At 54.2% G+C, this 19,027-nt stretch carries 19 protein-coding genes and 2 pseudogenes; 8 read left to right on the top strand and 13 right to left on the bottom strand.

Going from position 1 to position 19,027, the window contains the following annotated elements; translation table 11 throughout:
- Positions 1–140: 140 nt before the first annotated feature.
- Entirely contained in the window at positions 141–1,121 is a 981-nt protein-coding gene (locus tag X739_RS0134925; protein WP_031252187.1) for a hypothetical protein, read from the bottom strand.
- Positions 1,122–1,149: 28 nt separating this feature from the next.
- The gene (locus X739_RS144530) at positions 1,150–1,848 is read right to left on the bottom strand and encodes a hypothetical protein (RefSeq protein WP_156939909.1); all 699 of its coding nucleotides are present in this window, start codon (positions 1,846–1,848) and stop codon (positions 1,150–1,152) included.
- 613 nt (positions 1,849–2,461) lie between these two features.
- Here X739_RS144530 and X739_RS0134920 point away from each other — a divergent pair.
- Both X739_RS0134920 and X739_RS144535 read left to right on the top strand, forming a co-directional pair.
- On the top strand, positions 2,462–3,076 hold the full coding sequence (locus tag X739_RS0134920; RefSeq protein WP_032924355.1) for a hypothetical protein: 615 nt from the start codon (positions 2,462–2,464) through the stop codon (positions 3,074–3,076).
- A 186-nt stretch (positions 3,077–3,262) separates the two neighbouring features.
- Entirely contained in the window at positions 3,263–3,517 is a 255-nt protein-coding gene (locus X739_RS144535; protein ID WP_245273914.1) for a DUF3768 domain-containing protein, read from the top strand.
- A 59-nt stretch (positions 3,518–3,576) separates the two neighbouring features.
- Here X739_RS144535 and X739_RS144540 read toward each other — a convergent pair whose 3' ends face one another.
- Positions 3,577–3,807, bottom strand: coding sequence for a helix-turn-helix transcriptional regulator (locus tag X739_RS144540; RefSeq protein WP_023795339.1), 231 nt, complete (start codon positions 3,805–3,807; stop codon positions 3,577–3,579).
- Between the two features lie 61 nt (positions 3,808–3,868).
- Between X739_RS144540 and X739_RS144545 the strand changes: the two genes are divergently transcribed.
- Both X739_RS144545 and X739_RS144550 read left to right on the top strand, forming a co-directional pair.
- A complete protein-coding gene (locus tag X739_RS144545) occupies positions 3,869–4,261 on the top strand; it encodes a hypothetical protein (RefSeq protein WP_245273913.1) in 393 nt (130 codons plus the stop codon).
- Positions 4,258–4,869 carry a DUF4339 domain-containing protein gene (locus tag X739_RS144550; protein WP_023795337.1) on the top strand — a complete coding sequence of 204 codons (612 nt, stop codon included), beginning with the start codon at positions 4,258–4,260 and terminating at the stop codon, positions 4,867–4,869. Before X739_RS144545 ends, X739_RS144550 begins: the two co-directional genes overlap by 4 nt.
- A gap of 162 nt (positions 4,870–5,031) precedes the next feature.
- Here X739_RS144550 and X739_RS1000000167165 read toward each other — a convergent pair whose 3' ends face one another.
- Together X739_RS1000000167165 and X739_RS144555 are read right to left on the bottom strand one after the other, a co-directional pair.
- Positions 5,032–5,346, bottom strand: a complete 315-nt coding sequence (locus X739_RS1000000167165; protein WP_156939907.1) for a hypothetical protein — start codon at positions 5,344–5,346, stop codon at positions 5,032–5,034.
- Between the two features lie 999 nt (positions 5,347–6,345).
- Positions 6,346–7,443: a helix-turn-helix transcriptional regulator gene (locus X739_RS144555; protein ID WP_023795336.1), complete on the bottom strand. Its 1,098-nt coding sequence runs from the start codon at positions 7,441–7,443 to the stop codon at positions 6,346–6,348.
- Between the two features lie 1,366 nt (positions 7,444–8,809).
- Here X739_RS144555 and X739_RS144560 point away from each other — a divergent pair.
- The gene (locus X739_RS144560; protein WP_023795335.1) at positions 8,810–10,387 is read left to right on the top strand and encodes a TcdA/TcdB catalytic glycosyltransferase domain-containing protein; all 1,578 of its coding nucleotides are present in this window, start codon (positions 8,810–8,812) and stop codon (positions 10,385–10,387) included.
- Positions 10,388–10,587: 200 nt separating this feature from the next.
- On the opposite strand, the gene X739_RS144565 is transcribed toward X739_RS144560, so the two are convergent.
- Positions 10,588–11,136 carry a recombinase family protein gene (locus X739_RS144565; protein WP_023795334.1) on the bottom strand — a complete coding sequence of 183 codons (549 nt, stop codon included), beginning with the start codon at positions 11,134–11,136 and terminating at the stop codon, positions 10,588–10,590.
- Positions 11,137–11,319: 183 nt separating this feature from the next.
- On the opposite strand from X739_RS144565, the gene X739_RS1000000171370 reads away from it, so the two are divergent.
- Positions 11,320–11,505, top strand: a complete 186-nt coding sequence (locus tag X739_RS1000000171370) for a hypothetical protein (protein ID WP_348625763.1) — start codon at positions 11,320–11,322, stop codon at positions 11,503–11,505.
- Between the two features lie 117 nt (positions 11,506–11,622).
- Here X739_RS1000000171370 and X739_RS1000000168340 read toward each other — a convergent pair.
- Together X739_RS1000000168340 and X739_RS1000000170660 are read right to left on the bottom strand one after the other, a co-directional pair.
- Positions 11,623–11,847: pseudogene (locus tag X739_RS1000000168340) on the bottom strand (ATP-binding protein); the annotation flags it as partial.
- Positions 11,840–12,016, bottom strand: a pseudogene (locus tag X739_RS1000000170660) (IS21 family transposase); the annotation flags it as partial. The pseudogenes X739_RS1000000170660 and X739_RS1000000168340, both read right to left, overlap by 8 nt.
- 818 nt (positions 12,017–12,834) lie before the next feature.
- Here X739_RS1000000170660 and X739_RS1000000170030 point away from each other — a divergent pair.
- Together X739_RS1000000170030 and X739_RS1000000169440 are read left to right on the top strand one after the other, a co-directional pair.
- Positions 12,835–13,101, top strand: a complete 267-nt coding sequence (locus tag X739_RS1000000170030) for a hypothetical protein (protein WP_198026154.1) — start codon at positions 12,835–12,837, stop codon at positions 13,099–13,101.
- The gene (locus X739_RS1000000169440; RefSeq protein WP_023795332.1) at positions 13,085–13,795 is read left to right on the top strand and encodes a peptide-binding protein; all 711 of its coding nucleotides are present in this window, start codon (positions 13,085–13,087) and stop codon (positions 13,793–13,795) included. Before X739_RS1000000170030 ends, X739_RS1000000169440 begins: the two co-directional genes overlap by 17 nt.
- Positions 13,796–15,127: 1,332 nt before the next feature.
- Here the strand turns inward: X739_RS1000000169440 and X739_RS144575 are convergent.
- The 5 genes from X739_RS144575 to X739_RS144595 form a co-directional block, all read right to left on the bottom strand.
- Positions 15,128–15,670: a recombinase family protein gene (locus tag X739_RS144575; RefSeq protein WP_023795331.1), complete on the bottom strand. Its 543-nt coding sequence runs from the start codon at positions 15,668–15,670 to the stop codon at positions 15,128–15,130.
- A gap of 129 nt (positions 15,671–15,799) precedes the next feature.
- Positions 15,800–16,726 (bottom strand): hypothetical protein, encoded by a 927-nt coding sequence (locus X739_RS144580; protein WP_031252179.1) that lies wholly within the window; start codon positions 16,724–16,726, stop codon positions 15,800–15,802.
- Between the two features lie 19 nt (positions 16,727–16,745).
- Positions 16,746–17,453: a hypothetical protein gene (locus X739_RS144585; protein ID WP_023795329.1), complete on the bottom strand. Its 708-nt coding sequence runs from the start codon at positions 17,451–17,453 to the stop codon at positions 16,746–16,748.
- A 93-nt stretch (positions 17,454–17,546) separates the two neighbouring features.
- Positions 17,547–18,269: a DUF6602 domain-containing protein gene (locus tag X739_RS144590; protein ID WP_023795328.1), complete on the bottom strand. Its 723-nt coding sequence runs from the start codon at positions 18,267–18,269 to the stop codon at positions 17,547–17,549.
- Positions 18,266–19,024: a nucleotidyltransferase gene (locus tag X739_RS144595; protein WP_023795327.1), complete on the bottom strand. Its 759-nt coding sequence runs from the start codon at positions 19,022–19,024 to the stop codon at positions 18,266–18,268. Before X739_RS144595 ends, X739_RS144590 begins: the two co-directional genes overlap by 4 nt.
- Positions 19,025–19,027 lie beyond the last annotated feature (3 nt).

The following is a 19,027-nucleotide window of genomic DNA, read 5'->3' as shown; positions in this document are numbered from 1 at the left end:
TGCTCCTTTATGGGTGCGCTCGAACCGCCCGATGGCACACAGCACAGCGCTTAGTGAGCTCTGGGTTGAACCCGAGCGCATCCTAGACAGTTATGACAGCATTAAAACCAGAGGCGAGCAAAAGGCTAAGCAAGCCTAGTTTAGGAGAACCGCGTCTTGCTGTTGGCCCGGCCAACGGCCTGCACTCGCCTAGGCCCGAGTTCCTTCGCCGACGTCAGTTTGGCCAGATGGGCCTGCCAACCTCTATCGTCGCGCTGAGCCTTGTCGAACCCCAAGATCAGGAGCCTTGGCTTGCAGTCGATTATTGGAGGTGATGAGCTCTCCGCGATGCTCAACACCAACGGATCGAGTTGCCCGTTGAGACCATCTCCTGTCACATGTTGCCGCATGGTGGACAGCTTCACCAATGCCTTTGCAACGTTGACATATCCTGCGGCCAGTGATGGGGCGTAGGTAGACAACGCCTTTTCGTAAGCTGTTATCTGCGCAAGCACAGCCGGTGGACCGTCCCCGAGCGCTCGCAAATCCCCATTCGAGAAATGCTTCGCCTCATAAAAGGCGATAGCGGGGCCTTCCGTCGAACTACGAACCACGGCGGCATCCAACCGATCCTGTCGCCTTGTCGCGGGAGGGGCTAGGATCTTCTCGTCCTCTTCTTCCTCTTTCTCGGCTTCTGTCGGGCGCACTAACGCAATTTCGGCATCGATTACCCTTGGATCGCTAATCAGCATGGGGTGCAACGCTGTCTTTTCCCACCCCGCAAGCGTCTTTGCTGCCTTTATCATCGAATCGAGCGTTTTGGGTCCTTCATAGGTTCGCCAAAAAAGCCTATCCGTAGTAATCTCAAACCCCGATTCAGTGAGTGGGATATATTGTTGCTCTTGCCTAACGAGATATTTGGCGTGAGTGGATAATAAAATCGTTCTGCCGTTCCAATCGATCTTAAAGATCGAAGCGCCATGGTTGTAGACATTAATTGAATTGCGACGAACAGCTATAACGACATCTGGCCGGAGTAATACGTCACGCCACCAATTCCCTGAAGCTGACCTAGCCAGATCGTCAAGCGCCGTCAGAAATTCCTCGTCAAGATATCGATGGGCAAACGCAGTGTCAGACATGAATCACCTTGTGCTGAGGTTGCAACGTTCAGTTTAGGGCCTTGCCCACGGCTCTCCAATCAGCCGCGATGGCCGCAAGTCGCTCTGAATAGATAGCACTCGGTAGGCGGCCGTTGATCCCAAGTTGTCCGGGATGAGCGAGCGCAAAGACCGACAGTTGACCGTACCTAACCGGCTTCCGGGTGTTCATATGCGTTCGCCAGTCGGCGGAACTGCTCAGCCAGCCCATCACACCCTCGAAAGCAGGCTTTCCGAGACAAGCTACAACCTTCAGGTTCCGCATATTGTCCGTGACGAACTGAAACACCGGGGCCGACGCCCTGACCCCCTTGGTGGGGGGGACATTCCCTTCCTTGAGGAAAAATGAGGCGTTGCCGTAAAGCACACCGCTGTCGAACGATTTTCTGCCTGACAGGTCAATGTTCCTGCCGATGCTTCCAAGATGATTGCAAATGTTTTCGTTGGTGATCATTCCGATCCCATAACGGCCATCTCCGTCATTGTGACGCCACGCGCCTTCCGAGCCATGCTTTTTCAGAACCGCTCGCACTTCGTCGGCGGGCGCGAAATCTTGCGCCAACAGCAATAGATCCCCGTCCCAATCTCCGCACAGTGTTTCCGTGCCAAACAGGTTCGGGCCGTCTATTCCGATCTGTAGTGGGTTGACGAAATTCAGTGGAGGCTTCAAGCGGCGAATGCTGTCGGGGATCGAAGGTGTCTTAAACATGAGGCTCACTCCCTTTTGCCCCACGTTTCTTCAGCGACTGTGGGGTGCAATTTACTAAGAAAAACTGATTTGCGATGCAAGAAAATCTGCGTGTAAAAACTGACAGATGGAATTAGTGAGCAAATTCAAAGTCATGTGGAATCAGGAGGAATCAGCCAGAACACGATTTTACTGGAAGGTTTTGGCAAAATCTGAATCTGACCGTTTTGCACGGTAGGTGCCACCGTCCAGGCCGCTCATCGGGTTACAATTCGATGCCCGCCTGATCAGAATTGCGCACCGCATTGAGCTAGATTCCGACAGTTGGTGGTCGAGCGCGACATGCCGCCACAAAAAGCGAGGCATTGCCTTGTCGTTAAGAATCGTCGCGAACCCCATCCTCGACGACCAAGTTGCTGGAAGTAAGTAGCTGATTTTACTCAGTGTCTTGACAATAGGAAAAAATTCCTATACGCTAATTGCGGTGAGCTTCGTCGGTTGATGAAGCTAGGCCAGAACCTAACAGGAGCTCGAATATGCCTATGACAGACCGACCCGGCACCCTGTGCCGACAGCCAACTGAACTCGCACAAGGGGGCCTCTGGGCCCCTTTGTCATATCTGGGGGCAAGACAATGAGTGTCGCCTCAGAGACCACGCGCTCGCTCATTGTTTTTGGCAGAGACGACGCCCGGAAACCCCATGCCTCGGTCTTCCTGCTGCCTGACGTGGAGGCGGCAGAAAGTGCTGCCAATATGATGGGGATGCACTCACTTCGCATCGAGCCCGGCGAAGCACCCGAGATCGTTATGCGCCTTCCCGCTGGCAAGCTGTTCGACAGCGGCAAGGCGTTCGTGCCGTTCGTCAAGGGAGAAACCTACCAGCGCATCGCGGCCCTAGCAGGCATCGCTGACGAGCCCGAGGGCGGGCCGGGTGGCGGCAAGGCCAGTGAAACCGGCGAAAACGCTTCAGCGGCCTCGCCTGAGGCCGTGGCGCGCCATGGCGACGATGAGCAAGGCGGCGGCTCAGGCGACGGCGGCTCGAACGACCTGTGGGGCAAGCTGGCGGTCGGCGACATGGTGCTGGCATCGGAAGGCCCCGACGAGGGATATTTCGAAGCCCGGATCATGAAGGTTAAGGCGAAGGGCATCTTCAGCCTGAGGTTCAGGGACTACCCAGACGCGCCGCAGATCGACCGCAGCTACTACCAGCTCGGCCTGATCCACCCCCGGCAACTGGCGAAGAAGTAAGTTGGCCTCGCGACGGGCTGGGGCTCGTCCTGGCCCGTCACCCTTCCAGCAACATCCACCTAGAGGAATCAAATCATGACTTGCTCAACAGAGCGCGTCGATCGGCCTGCTGTGACCGATAAGAAGACACGCATTCGAACCCTCAACGACCAACTGCGGAAGACCGGCGTCGGCGGGAGAATGGTGATGACCGCCGGTGTCGCTGCCTTACCTGCCAGCGAGATTGCCGCTATCCTGCTGGCGATCGCCAGCTTCGATGCCTTTGATGCCGACAACGATCCATGGGGCGAACACGATTGTGCCCTCCTGCATGTCGGCGAGCGGCAGCTGTTCTTCAAAATCGATTGCTATGACAGGTCTCTGAGCAACCTGTCGCCGAACCCGGCCGATCCGGCTGTCACGATCCGCGTTATGACGGTTATGCTGCCGGAGGAATACTGATGATCTCCGCTACACAGGGCACAGGGAGTCGTCGGCCAAATGCGTTCACCACCCGAGCGTTACTCGCGGATGCCGTCCTTAGGATACGGCGTCAGCAGCTCCAGATAATTGACGCCGATAGCCTCAGCCAGCTCATAGACGGTTATGACTGTCGGATTGCGTTTGCCGCGCTCGAGACCGCTCAGATACTGCTGGCTGAAGCCAGAACGCGCTTCGACTTCCTCTTGCGTAAGACCTTTCGCCTTTCGCAACCGAGCGAAGTTTTCACCCACCAATGTGCGCATATCCATGAGCCACTGCGTTGCGGATTCCGGTCGGCTCCGTTATCAACTATAATATGTATCTTGCTCGATGGGGTTCGAGCACTTCATACAAGGGGGATCTAAATTGAAAATCGCAGTTGGAATTATCGGTATTCTGCTCGGGCTGATTTCAATGCTGCAGTCCTGCGCAGTGGCGACTGGGGGCAGCATCGCCGCCAATCATGACCTCGCGGGAGCAGGGTCGGTCGGGGTATTGGTCGGATTGTTGTTTTTCGTCGGCGGGGCCTTTGCGTTCGGGCTGCCGCTTGTCTCGGCGATCGTATTTGTCGTCGGTAGCATGTTCGCCTTCATCGCGGCCAGCGCCTTCACCGACATGAAGATATGGGCCTTCGCCGACCTGATCCTCGCCGCCATGGCCTTCTTCGCATGTAGACGCGCACGGGCAACCCGGGTCAAAGCGTCGGGAGGTGTCCAGAAATGACGAACTGGTTTTACGAAGAAAACGGGCAGTCACGTGGACCGATTGTCGAGAACGATCTCGCAATGATGTTCGCCAACAGGCTGTTGCCGTTTGAAACACGGGTCTGGACAGAGGCCTTCGGCAATGAATGGCGGCCCGCATCGCAAACGCCGCTGGCGAAGTCGCCGGGTGTCGTGCCACCGCCGTTGGTTGCACCGGGCAGCACAGCCGCACAGTCCCCCACAAGCGCAACTCAAGCTGTGGCAGCCTACTCACCGCCATTCGCCCCGCCCAATGACCTCTGGGCTTATCTGCTGGCTTTTTCGCCGCTGCTGTTGATTGTGATGGAGATCGTTTTCTACAACCCGTTGTTTCCCGCGCCGGGGGACAAAGTTCCGGTGGTAGGCGCATGGCTCGGCCTGCTGCTGGCATGGGGCGACGCCCGCAACCTCAATCGCAGCCGACGCAATCCGCAAATGCGGACGATGGTGCCGTTCGTGCTGCTGACCCCGATCGGCTACTTCTGGCGGCGCTGGGCGATCACTAGGACATCAATCAAGTTTCTTTGGATATGGTTCGCCTGCTTCGTGGCCTATGTCATCACGGTGGCTGCGCTGGCGGGAGGCTGAGCCAACCGGGACAACAACGGCAAACAGCCGGGCCCCCTGTCGCCCGGCTGCTTCACGGGGGCTGATCGTGGACACAAGCGAATTCATTACCGGGCTGATCATCATTTTCGTGATCTACCTGATCCCGACCATCGTCGCGTTCTGGCGGGGCCACCCGAACCGCTAGATCATTCTGCTGCTTAACATCATCTTGGGCGGCACCGGCATCGTCTGGTTCGGCTGCCTGATCTGGGCCTGTATGGCGGTCAACATCAGCAACGACCCAAACGGCAGCAACGGTGGGAAATCGGGCCTCAACCTTGCCGCCAACGACATCGTGCCGTCCGCGTCGTCAACGCCCCGCCAGCGCTGCCTGCACCGCCGCCGCCACTCAAAAGCCTGCCAGTGTCCGACGACACCCTCACGCGCCTTGTGCGGCTCAAAAAACTGCTCGATGACGAAGTGATCGATCGGGCTCAGTTCGAGCGGCTGCGGCAACAAATCATCTGACCACCGTGAGCCGAGCACTCCCGGCGGCCCTCTCGCGTGTGTTCCGTCATGCTTCTGGGTCTCGTTGCCCTTGCGGGAGACTCCGGGCCGCCTGACGGTTTGCTGTGGTTGTGGGTGTCGCCCACAATGGCCCAGCAGACCTTACGGGCATCAAGCTGAATACCGCAATTTCGTCGCTCAGAATTTAGGTTCATCAGTTTCAAGCGGAATACGCCTACACCGCCCTGCACCAAACATGGAAAGTCCATCTTTATCTTTTCTATAGAACGAACTGATCTCTGAGGTTTCTCGGTTTATCTTCCAATAACCTTGGACAGATTCCCGAAGCGTATACTCATGTCGTGTTATCCGGGCTATTGGTTCAGACTCTGAGCCCTTTATCCGGAACGTTTTCAGAATCGGATCCAAAGTAAAAACCCAATCTAACGGAGTCTTTCTTATCAGAGACTCTCCCCTGTACCAGTCATTCTCTTCGGAACATTCAAGCGTGAAAGCTGCGCCTGAAAGTGGCGCGGCTATCAACTTTGCAGAACTGGTGCAATCAAGATAGTTTCGGAAAACCCAACCGTCGGCCGGGCCTGCTACATGCGCCCAAGATTTCCCTTCGAAGGTCCGGAGCTCTCGTAATTGCACATTCTCTCCGTTCGCGAGCGTGCCGATTGTGTCACCCCGAGGGCTGAGGCGTACGTTCAGCGGGGTCCCGGTTGGGTCGGCGACTGTACATGTCTCCGCCGCAGCAGGGCTTGTCCATAGCAAGCTTGTTAATATCGCCGCCGGAGCATTGAAGGCAGTTATCCTCCCGATCAATCTGAATATCATAAAGGTGACCCCAAAATATATAGATGATGCCTACGTTGCGCCGAATGGTTGTCGCCGCAAAGCGCGCTTTGCGACGGCAACCAAAGAATATCTTAACAATTTTGGCCAGTACCGCGCTTGACCCATTTGGGTTAAGTTCATCCGACGGTAGCCGCTCTCCCCCAATCTTTACCGTTGGCCAATTTTGAAGGTCCCTAACAAAGCTACAAGCTCGGCCTGCCGATGCGTTTCTGTTTTGGCGAATACGGCCTTTAGTTGGTTCCGAGCAGTCTCATATGAAATTCCCAGTCCATCCGCTGCCACCTCGACCTGAAGGCCCAAGGAGATTTTGACTGCCAATTTGGCCTCAGCCGAAGTCAGTCCAAAGCAGTTTCGTAAGACAGAAATATCGGGTGTGCAGCGAAGCTCCTGATCAACAAAAACGATTATCGCCTGACATGGAGCTAGGGGATTGTAGGAAACTGCCGCCAAACGCAGCAGGTAAGCCAATAGTGGGCGCTTATTCATTCGGGGTAACAGGATCGGAGCGGTTGAAACCGCAGGAGCTGGCAACCAAAGTATCTCTCGCAGCCTACATCTCAGTGCGTCCGTGGCGACCTTGTCATACGACACCAATTGGCGATGGGTAATCTGAAGATCGCTGCCAAGTAATCGGTCAGCCGGACCATTCGTCCGCACCACTTGTCCCTGCCTGTCCAGCATCGCGGCAGCTGTTTGGGTCAAATCAAAAGCCTCAAGCGCCGCTTCGGCCCGTGCAAAACCCAACGCTTTTGCAACTGCTACCATCGAGCCTAACTGCCTGGAAAAACTTGCTAATTGGCGAAGTTCATCAGGGGAAAAGGGACCCTGCTCATTGGATCTTTGAATGGACATGCACCATAGATCATTGCCAGCCGCAGCCTTGACCCCGGCAAACCAGCGGAGGCCAAAGGGAGCCAGAAATTCTTGATAATATGGATGTTTGTCCATCTCGTCTGCCGTTAAGAGGTCGAGATCGGTGGCAACTCCTCGGCGCTCTATCAACGGAACAATCCGATATCGCTCGTCACGATGATTCCAACCATCGCGGACATAAGCCTCAAACGAAGGACGCATCGATGGGCTATGCGGCAGATCAGGCAAATGACCATTTGTGTCGAACAGGACTGCACCCGCGCTGCCCGTGACTTGGGCGGCCACTTCCATCGCGGCGTGCCATCGGGTCGGATCAACTGCGGCGTCGGCGAGGGCTGCACTGAGAGTGTCAAAATCAAAAGTGGCGGTCAAAGTGATCCCCCTGACGCCGTGGTTCCTATCAGGCCAGGTTCAACCTATCGTATTTCTTCCCAAACGTCACTCGCTCTTCGCCAAGAGCACACGCCTTCCTTCATTAATGCGCTTCGATCGGCCGACATGAATGCCTAGAACCTGTGCGTTCGCATTGACCGCTTGGGAAGATGGCGCTGGTAATAAGATAGCGCAAATGGGTCATGCGGAGTACTTCGGCACCTGCGACGATTGGCCGAATCCGAGGTGCGGGAGACATCGACCATTACGGAGCCCCAAGTGCTGCTCCAGATAAAAAAATCGAGGAGGCATTTCCTCGACGTCCGTGCGCTCTCAGTACCCAATTTGGGATCAAAGATATGAAACGAATATTATTGGTTGCTCTGCTCTCCTTGCATAACCCAAATGGGTGATGCGCAGCCATTAGGAAATGAGGCAATCTTCCAACTACGTGCCTAGCAGGTAAAGTGCCAAATGTACCTATCGGTGACAAGTATAGTGAGGGATACTGCGGGCCTTGCCAGCGTGGGAATACCGCGAATAGCCCATGCGAGGATTGCCATTTCTGCGGTTCGGATTGCCCATAGGACAATTGTCGCTGAGAGCAAGGCGCGCTACATACGCGTCAATGCGTCGAATGAAACGCGGTGCCATAATGCAATGCAGAAGGAGCGAGAAATGAAGTCGTTTGTCATGGCATTTGTTGCTATACTGGCTATATCGGTCAATATCGCTTGGTCAGAAACTTGCGATGATGGATCCACGTGCACTGAAGGACAGGTGCGGTCGTGTGCCTGTGCGTCTCGCTGAGCGCGTGACCAAATAGAAACCGAGGCAAGTTCGATTGTCTCAGGGAGGTTGAGGTATCGAGACATACTTCTCACCTGTTTTCTTTGTTGAAAAGCAAGCGATGTGCTCGGACCACTGCGCATCCCCAGTTTGGAAGGTTGAGAAATGAAGAAGGTAGTTTCCCGCCAGGTACCTAAAGCGAAAATAGGCGTCCCACTGATTGCAGCCAGCGTACTCCTCAACTTGGCTTCGACCGAGGCAAAGGCACAAGAAGGGGACATAAACAGCCCATACACGAGCAGCCCCATCCAAACGATACTTTCCGGCGATCAAGGCTGTGTCACGGGGGCCCATAACGCGCAGCCGCCGCCGCCGCCGCCGCCACCGCCACCGCAGGAGCCACCCCCGGAGCAGCCGCCGCCGCAGTAGCGGTAGGTCCATTAAGAATGCCGGGCAGGCGGGCGGTAACTCGCCGGTTGTCGCTGCTGGACGCCTCGCCTAAGAACAGGGTTGATTTTGGGAAGCCACGGCGTCAGCACTGGCCCGTGTGCCACATCGTAGGCTGTGACGACGGCGCATGAATGACGTTGTTATTGAGCAGATCAAGCGCGAATTGTTAGAGCGCCTGTGCAGGCACCGCCTTACCTTGGACACCGTGCAGGAGATCGGGTCATGTTTCAATGATTTTGCGAGCGCCCTGGGCAACAATGACGTGAGGTCTTTGCTGCGGGCAACGACGATCATTCATGACCTCGTTTCGAAACTAACTGGCACTGAGGATGTGGAAGCGGTCTGCGACCGCCTTCAAGGGCTAATTCCACAGCAAATAAAAGCGGGCACGCAATCGTTGACCCGCAGAGAGTTGTTTTTTGTTTGGATCGGCTCAATTGATAGCCGCAGTATACGAAACATTTCGCTATGGCAGCGAGCAAACCCCGGATATCAGGCTTATTTATGGTTCGATAGCCGATGCTTGTTAGCCAGTCATTACCGTCGATTGTTGAGAGAGCGGGGCGGCCTGAAGCTATCCACAAATAGTGACGTGATCAAATTCCAGAATAGGGCATATGCCTACATTAAGTCCAGGATCGCCGACGGACAAACTTTCGACGAATCGTTGATTCAGTTTCTTGTCGGAATGGGACTGGATCACGTTGGTCGGAAACTCGAACTCGAGTTGGAAAAGGCGCGACGCCTCTACCAAGGGTTGTCCCACTATTTCAGGCTTTGCGACGTGCAGGATTATGCCAACACAATCATGGACGAGGAGTTTCGCCACTACTATTTCAGGGAGATCGTCCTTAGAGGCAATCTGGCTGCCGCTAGTGACATCTTGCGGCTACATGTCATCCAGCTCTTCGGCGGGCTGTATGTTGACTGCGACACGCTGCCGTGTTTGGACCACGTTTTCGTGCGGACTGGCGCCCATTGCCGCCAGCATAATATCTCATTCGCATTCATCGACCTTTTGAAGTCGGAAATGTACATGGAGAAAATTGGCTCACTGATTGAATTTCCGGAATTCAATGACGAGCCCCATCACGAGGCAGCCACTCGTCAGTCCAATATGCAAGCGATCACAGAGCACCTACATAAACATTATAGAGAAATTGTTTCCCTTATAAGACTGGATGTTCACGCACTTACCCTCGAGAATGCCTTCAGGCCACTCGACGAGATTTGGCTATTTCCTGAAGGCATCCGTTTGACCGGTGACCCCTACAACACAAACTGTTTTAACAACAACGTGATCATCGCTAATCCGCACTCCAAAGTTATTAGGATCATCCTGTTGGAGATGCGACGCCGCTATCGTTATCTCGGCCGCATGGGGGCTGTTGATATTGCGTCGGAAATGGAGGTTCCGTTCGAGGAGTCTTACTGGGGCCGCTTGCTCAACTACCGTTTCGACGCCATGGATCATCAAGACAATGTGACAGTGATTTTGACGGGACCCGGCCTTATTTTTGAAGTCCTATCGGGGTTGGGGTTCAGTTTACTAAAATTGAAAGATCAGGTGTCGCCCCTCTCTTTGTCGTATACACTATATTCAGAAAAAATCGGCATAACGTTTATGGATCAGACACTCTATACGTATGACCATTCTCGATCCTCTTGGATGAGAACTTTTGACGGCCATGCAATTGTGGTCTGAGCGCTTTTGCCATGCGGCAACCAAAAAATTTGCATCTCTCAGGCGGAGCCAACGTCATTTTTCCGAAACGTCCATAGGCATCCGAGCAAATGCAGATTCCGGGAATGGGCAGGTTATCACCCAGGCTGATCACTACAGCGTTAATTTCAACTGCCCCCCTCCATGTCGCACATCAGCCGCGCTTAGCCGAGCGATTTCGATTAGATCGACGATCGCAATATGCGGTAGACCTGCATTCTAGAGCAGGCCACCTTCTTAGCAATTTCCGATGGACGTAAACCCGCAAGCTTCAACCGAAATATCAGGTCTCGGTCTATCCGGCTCTGTCCACCCTTGTACACACCTTCACGTCTTGCCTTCTCTATGCCCTCGCGCTGCCGCTCTTTGATAAACCTGCGTTCCATCTGCGCGACCATGCCTAACACCGTCAGAACGATGTGGCCCATCTCTCCGCGGGTCGAAACGTGCGGGTCTAATACGGTCATGAAGGCTCCCCTGCGCTCGCACTCGTGGATTAAGTTCAGCACGTCGCGCGTGTCGCGGCCGAGCCGGTCTAGGCGCGTCACCACCAACTCGTCGCCGGGTCGGAGAAAGTCGATGATGGTCGCCAGTTCCGTGCGCCCTTCACGGCTGCCGCCTGACACCTTTTCCGAGCGGATAACCTCGCATCGCTCGGCTCTCAGCTTTGCGACCTGCGTTTCGAGATCTTGGTCAGCGGTGCTGACGCGAGCGTAACCGATGCGAGCCATAGCCTGTCACCTTAAAGGTTTAGGCCTGACGCTACCCTGACGCAAATAGTCGATGTCAAGCTGGATGGGGCCAGCTCACATCAGCTACAGCGCGCCGTTGATACGGTTCGGCGTGTGCCCGGCAGCTAGCGAACCGCAGCCGTTGGGCTTGCACCTCTCTCGCACCCGGCGGATCAGGACATTGTGCGCCACGGAGATCGCCCCACCCATTCATTTGTGATCCTGGAGGGTCTGGTTGGGTCCACGAAGCTGACTGGCGAGCGTAAACGGCAGATCACGTCGTTCTTTGTTCCGGGAGACATTCCTGATCTCCACGGAATGCACCCTCTCTGTCTTGGATTGCACCTTCTCGCCGCTCACGCGCGTTAGCGTGGGCCTCATGCGACACGATGCCTTGCGCGCCATCTGCGGCCAACATCCTTCCATAGCGGCGGTTGTTGATTCTCACTGAGAACTGCCCCGGCATTCCCGAGATTTGACCCGCCTTCATGTATGTTTCGGTTCTGTGGGAACGGTCAAGGTTCTGGCTTTCTCCTTCGCTTTTTGGGGTTCGTCGGCAGAGCTGTTCTTGAAGCGGAAGCTGTCGTTTCCGGTTTCGAGGATGTGGCAATGGTGGGTTAGCCTGTCGAGAAGCGCGGTCGTCATCTTGGCGTCGCCGAAGACACTGGCCCACTCGCTGAAGCTGAGGTTTGTGGTGATAATGACGCTGGTTGCGGTTCTTTTTAGCCTCCGTCCTCAGCCAGGCTGACAAGCGGTCGGCAAATGCGTCAAGCCTGCTCGACCGCTCTTGAACCTTGAACTTCGGCTCCACCTCGTCCACCCGCAGGTATTTGCGCACCGTATTCCGAGACAGGCCAGTCCTGCTGCTAATCTCTCGGATCGATAAATGCTCTCGAAAATGTCAGCGTCGGATCACGCTCAATAATGCCATGTAGATCACTCCGTAATCCCCGCTGAAAAAATGCAGGGTAAGGGCCAAACATGGGTCAATTCTCGATGGAAATATCCTGGGTTGCCGGGTCAGTTCTCAGTGGAATTCAACAATCATGACTAATGGAACGACGCGGCACGTGGACAAAAGCGCCTACAACGCGATTGAATCCGCCGAATGGCAAGGTGCCACCAGATCTCTCAAAAGGCGCTGGCCGGTGCCTTTTCGCATCTGCGGTTTCTCGCATCGCCTTCGCTGATAGCTCCTGTGACTTTAGCGAAGGAGGCTGCGGTCTTTTCCAACGCAGGAATACTACAGATATCCATGGTCCATTAATAACGGCTACATTAGGACATGCATAAGTGATTTGACAGAACGCGGGCGCAGGGCAAAATAGACGTTCCAGCCATTTTAGAGGAGAGGGAAATGCGATTTCAGGTGTTGGCGCTGTTTCTTGCCGTCTTGGGTTCAGCCTCCATGGCACAGGCGGCAGCCCCATCTGTGTTGGGGGCTTGGCATCCTGACATTCCGATCTCGGTTCCGATGACCCCAATCCCTCCCAAAGTCCAACCCACTGACATGCCTGTCTGTGGGTTCGTGGGTTGCTGCCAACGAAGGGAGTGTGCATCTGAACGCAACAACGCCACAGGAGTGTGCGAGACGTGTTCCGCCAAATAAGTCTGAGAACTTTCGCCCTGCCGAACAGTAAATCGACATCGATTAGGAATCCATAAGCTTTGCTGTGGGCCACCCACCGAGGGATTAAAATGAAACGAGTGTTAATTATCCTCATACTGCCGTACATGAGCGTCTCGTCTGCAATGGCTACTTGTAACAAAGACACCGACGTGGCCCAAAACTGCATGGATGAAGCAACGGATGCTCTGAAGACAATATTGAATACCAACGATGACTCCGAAAAGTCAAAATCTGCCGGTGAAGCAGCAGGAAATTGCATTCGATGCGCGTCTGAAGCTTTGAGCGATCAGATGCACCAACTGCAGCCTTCGGGAGACGATGCACAAGGCAATTGAAGTCCGAATGAATTGGAAGGGTTGTATGCAAACCGCGTCGTTCATTACCGACCCTCCAGATATGTGCGGGACGTTGAAGTTTGCCTTGTTTGCGCTGTGCTTGGTACTCGGAGGCGCTACTCAGACGGCGGCATGTGTTGTTGCTGATCCAACGGGGACTCCTCTTGCAATCAGGGACGCGCCGCGCGGCACCAAGATCGGTTCGCTTGTGAACGGCGATCAGGTCAGGATTGAGCAAATCGCGAATGATGATCGAGGGCTTCCATGGGCGAGGATTTCGGGGGCAGCGGCGAGGTGGGTTTTTCGTAACTACCTGAATTGCGAAAGCGGTTCTGGAGCTGGCTTCGATCAGTCAGAAGTATTTTCTTTAGAATGTAAATTTCGTCGCTCAGTTAAGCGCAATGGAAATTACATAATAGTGAAAAACGAAACCGGCATACTGACTATAGACCCGAAGAGAAAGCTGTTTAAGTGGCGAGGGAAAGATATTGGTAAAATATATAGTCTTTCGGATTCCAACGTCAGGCTTCATTTTGAATTCAGCAAAACCGATTCACGCATTGGTTATGACGAGGAGATAAATCGAGAAACCGGGGAATATTCATTAGGTCATAGTTGGGGCGAATTCGATGAAATAAGTGTCGGCAATTGTCAGAGGACACAGCTTGTTCCATTCGATACCAGGAAGTTTTAACTAGAATAGAAAGTTAACAGACCCGCCAGATCACTGCCAAGAAAGTCGTTTTCTGCGTTAATTATATTTCCGGATATACGTGTTATCGCAATGACGTTATCATCTAACACGAGCGCCTAGTTTGGACAGCCAAATGGGCGAAGTTTGTATACCGAAGCTGCCAAAATCTCTGACGGTTCTGCGGAGGAAAAGTCGCCTTGAAGATCAAACCGATCGCAATTGGCATCATGGGATTCCTTTGCGCTAACGTCGCGGCGGCAGCGACCTGCTCGGTTGCCGATCCCACCGGCACTCCCCTCAACGTGCGTAGCAGCCCTCACGGCGGCATCGTTGGCACGGCCGAAAACGGTAGCATTGTCCAATTACAAGAGCTTCGGACCTACAAGGGACAGTCTTGGGCGCGAGTAACAGGCGCGGTTGACGGCTGGGTGTTCCGCAGCTACCTGAATTGCGGAGCGGCTTCCTCGAAGCCCTCAGTAACAAGCCAACAAGCTGATCGTGCGTGCGTAGAATGGTGGCAGGAGTCGTGCCTAAAGAACTATCAAAGCGGCATTAATTACTGTGTGAACGTGTTTCACAATGATTCACGGGCTAGATCAGAGTGCATTAATGCGCTTGACCCGAACAATAACAGATGTATTAGGCAATCACATGATATAATTTATAACATCATGGAAAAACGATGTACGTTTAGATGATCGATACAGTTGTCCCCGCAATGCCGCGAGGCGGGACACCGGTGGCATGCGTGAACTATGTTTTGCTCCATTGCTGGTAGCTCCTGGTGCGGCGAATGCCGCCCATTCGCAAAGTTGCACCGTCGCCGATCCAACAGGAACCCCTCTTGCAATCAGGGACGCTCCACGCGGCAGCAAGACGGGCTCGCTCGCGAACGGTGTCTAGTTGGGATCGAGCAAACGACGAGTGATGATCGGGCTATCCTTGGGCCAAGGCCTCTGGTGCAGGGGAGGTTGGTTTTCAAAAACTACTTGAACTCCGGCAACTCCACCACGAAGCAAGTCAACGCAATCGTCCTATCGTGTCAAATCGAATACAAGTATGTAACCAAAAGGCTATTTAGGGAGTACCCGTGATGAACGGGGGAAATACAGAATTGGAAACACTGTATCGTTCCGATGATGGCCCAAGTTCATGCCTAAGGCATTGCTCTAACTGTGCGTCCGGTTCCGAATTGTTCTTGGAGCGGAAGCTCGCCAGAAAGGGATATGTATGTATATCGAGCAACCGGGTGGCTTGGTAACTGTCGCAAGGGGAAAACGTATTGTCATAACGGAGTGTGCTCACGCACAGAGGTGGACCCGTCGAAAGCTGTCAAGAAGAAATTCTGCGAATTCGATAAACCTGCATCCGTGAGCAGCCCACCGGTCTTGCGATCTCCGTCGGGCTCTGGCCCTTATCGCGGAGAGCCACCTCCTTGCTTCCATCAAGCCGCTGCTTGCCGCCCTTGTAGACGCCATCGCGCTTGGCTTGCTCGATGCCGTCGCGCTGCCGCTCCTTAATGAACCGACGCTCCATTTGTGCGACCATCCCAAGCACCGTCAGCACGATGTGACCCATCTCGCCCCGCGTCGAAACATGCGGGTCCAAGACGGTCACAAAGGCGCTCTTTTTTTGCTCGCACTCATAAATCAGGTTGAGCACGTCGCGAGTGTCTCTGCCGAGCCGATCGAGGCGCGTTGCGACAAGTTCATCTCCCGGCCGGAGATTGGTCGCAAGTTCCGCCCGACCATCGCGGCTGGCCCCCGAGACTTTCTCCGACCGGACGATGCTGCATCCTTCGGCCTTCAGCTTTGCGATTTGGGTTTCGAGATCTTGGTCAATCGTGCTGACGCGGGCGTAGCCAATTCGGCTCATGGTGTCACCTCAAGGTTTAGGCTCAAGGCTACCTTGTCACAAATAGTTGCTGTCAACTCCGATGTTACACGGGTCCCCGCGGACCCATGTTACGTCACTGCAGGGCATACCCAAATGTTTTAGCAAGCTTCAAATCAGTGATTGCATCGCGTCGTTTAGGGTATGAGCTAGCTTAACTCCGCCATGGCTATCTTTTTTCGCATCAAGATAGGTGCTAAAAAATTTCATCGGCATCAGGTAGCGCCCGCCATCCGTGGAGCGCACTACAAACGACACACCTTGGGCAAGAAATAGAATAGGTGGCTCCGCTTTTCTATCAGGCCCAAATGCCAGAGCCCAATCAGACTCGGGGATTTCGGAAAGGGACGAAACAATTTCCGATATTTGTGAGTTGAGTTCGTTCCTAGCCATTTCCTCTTCAATTGGTCCGTCCAATTGCGGCCAAAGAGCGTCATGATCGAGTACATTCTTTAGGTTTATGACAATTAAACCAAAGTCTGCATCGGAGACCTGAATCTGATCAGATCCATATTTTATGTTGTCGTATATAGATCTCGCATTTCGTTTGCTAGCCAGAGTTTTGACGGCAATGGCCCAAGGACGCCCGCGAAACGTAAACATTACATCTGGATTATCGCCCTTGGACCGATCGGGATGATCGACTACTACGTTCGATGCGAAACTCATTACGAGGGAGGCTATGTACAGCTCAGCCATTTTATTGGACACGGCGTCAGTCACGGGAGCGAAACGATTTTGAAGCACTGAGCCTGAGGCCAAATTCATTAAATGTGGTCGGAGCTGGTCGAAATCGGAATGACCTTTGACCGCCAGTAATTTACCGGCTAGATCAACAAAGCCCAGAGCTGCCCGTATTACTGCTCTTGGATCTTTAGGCATCGCTGCGCGCCCTCGCCAGATTTCCAGAACCTGCATCATGGCGAGGGCATCACCTTCGGTCTGCGAGTGGGCTTTTAAATCCACACCCGTAGCTTCCAGTAACTCGATAAACTCATCGGCGACTTTACCCGCCATATCGAACGGCACGTCTGCCACGGCGATTCATCCTCATTGTTTAGATCGTCGGCGATGATCGAGAGCCCAATGTGACTTCCTTGATTAAGGCGCTGATCGTCAGCGTGTCCTCTCGAAAGCGCTTCTCGAAATCGCCCGAGGCAATCGGGGCACATAGGGTTTCGCTGATCGCGCGTAGTCTAACTCCTGCGATCGGAATCACTTGTGTAATCGCGACAACGACCGGCGACCATCGGACTAGCCAACTGTTCTCCCCACGGTAGACGACGGTATCGGCAACGCCATAGAATTTTGGCTGCAAAGTTAGCCGCTTAATTGTTGTTTGAGCGGTGAGAGACTCGTTCAAAAACGAGGAGAACGACACCAATTTTTCCTCGAGTGACAACGTGAGATATGCCGTAGCACCTCGATCTGTGAGGCCGGTCAACGTCCTCTCGAAGCTCCGACACGCACCTTTGAACCGGTTGATTGCACCGATGGGTGTGGCATTGCTATCGATATGCACCTTGAATTCTAAGTAGGCTCTAGACAAAGCAGATACGGCAACTGAAAGTGGGACATAAACGTCCGCCGCCACCTTTCGGGCATTGTCCAGGTAGCTGTCTCGGGTTTTCTGTTCATACGATAGCTGAACTTCGCGAAAACGCCATCCGGCGGACAGGTAGCCCGCTATTCCACCAACAACGGCAACCCCTACTCCAGCAACAGCGGTTACCCAAGTAACAAGTTGGTCAGGAGCGATCGTCATTTTTGCACGTCACCCCGCTTGAATGAAAAGGACGCCGAAAGGCTCCGACAACGTAGGTCTGTGTGACAAGTACGCACCTGCTCGCGCTCGGATCTACTTAGCCAACCACTCGGCATAGGCACGAACATCAATCATAGGTACTGTCGCACTCGACTGCAATTTTGCAATCAACTCCAGAAGAAAGGCTGTTGCCGCCTTGCGACCTTGAGGCACGTGGTAGGTTCCATGCGCGTCTTTCCAGAATGCGCCATGCGCAGCGCAGCATCCGATATCAAGACTTCCCTCGGGAACACCTTTGTCGAGGGCAGCATAGAACGGCGCTCCAAAGGCGGGTGTCCATTCACTATCAAATGACAGGATACCGCCCCAGATGTGTTGCAGAGGCTTTGGCGGCATTTCCCCCCCGATCGTTGGGACTGGCAAACTAGTGCGCTTCAGCGCGCGTACGGTCGCAATCTTCTTTTGAGCATACGCAATCATCGCGCCATTAAAAACTTGCTTGGCTTCGAACGCGGCATAGACGCTTTCGGCCGGAACGATGACCTGACCCTCATAATGGAATACAAACGGAGAATATTGCCGATCGAACACTAGCACATCGACCTGTTCGCTGAACGCTCCGGCGCTGTCCACGACGTGCGCGGTCGAAACCTGATATCGCTTTGGCAGGTAAGATTCCAAGAGGTCGCGCCACACCCTTTCGCTGGCATCTCCCTTAACCGTTGGATGATTGAACACCTTTCTCGCCCGGTCCAGACGCCGCTCGATGTCGTCATGCAGAGCCGAAAGGAGGACTTGCAACGACCAATCGCTCATCGCACGATCTCCCCCCACATCTTCGCCGCCAGCGCGCTGTCAGCCGCTCTCTTGATCGCGAGCTTCTCAACAGCGGTGAGGTCCTCGGAGATGATGTTGTTGGTGTTGGCCGGATCGATCACCCTCGCGCCTGTAAAGCTTTCGCCAAGATATTCGAACACGCGCCACACCCTCGTGGACAATGTGCCGCCCGCCCCGCGGAGAGCTTCGATCACCGTTAGTTCCAGATAGAATGAAGGAAAGTCCAGGCCCTTCTGATTTCGCCATAACTTAAAGATCCGGGATTCCAGTTCCCACCCGGCAGCCGTGACGACTGCGATATGGCGATCCACATTCGTCTTTGTCCACGAGTCGGCCTTCCGACGATACAGGCTATGATCCGAGCTATTGTTATCTTGTCGCTTCGCCGGAACTAGGTCGACATCATATCCTCCAACCCGAACATTGATCGATACGTTCTGCCGTCTCGGCGTGTAGCCCGCCTTCGTCAAGGCATTGAATAGTGTGTTGTAAATCTCCGCTAGCGAGAACGGCGTATTAGAAGCGAGAGACAGGAACAAGTCGATATCAGTACCGCTCCTATTCGCCGTGCCCTTTGCAAATGAGCCGCTCGGACTGACGCTATTTAGATGTCCGGCGCTCCAAGCTTGAATGACGGGCGCAAGGGTCTGCGCGACTCCCCTGACAGGAGAGCCCATGCTGCGATCCACGGCCTCGCGCAAGAGAATGCCGCCCAGATATTCATCGGCAGTCATCCA

The sequence above is a fragment of the Mesorhizobium sp. LNHC209A00 genome (assembly GCF_000502915.1).
GTDB lineage: Bacteria > Pseudomonadota > Alphaproteobacteria > Rhizobiales > Rhizobiaceae > Mesorhizobium.
The sequence above is the reverse complement of the archived record's forward strand: the minus strand, read 5'-3'. Positions and strand labels throughout refer to the sequence as shown.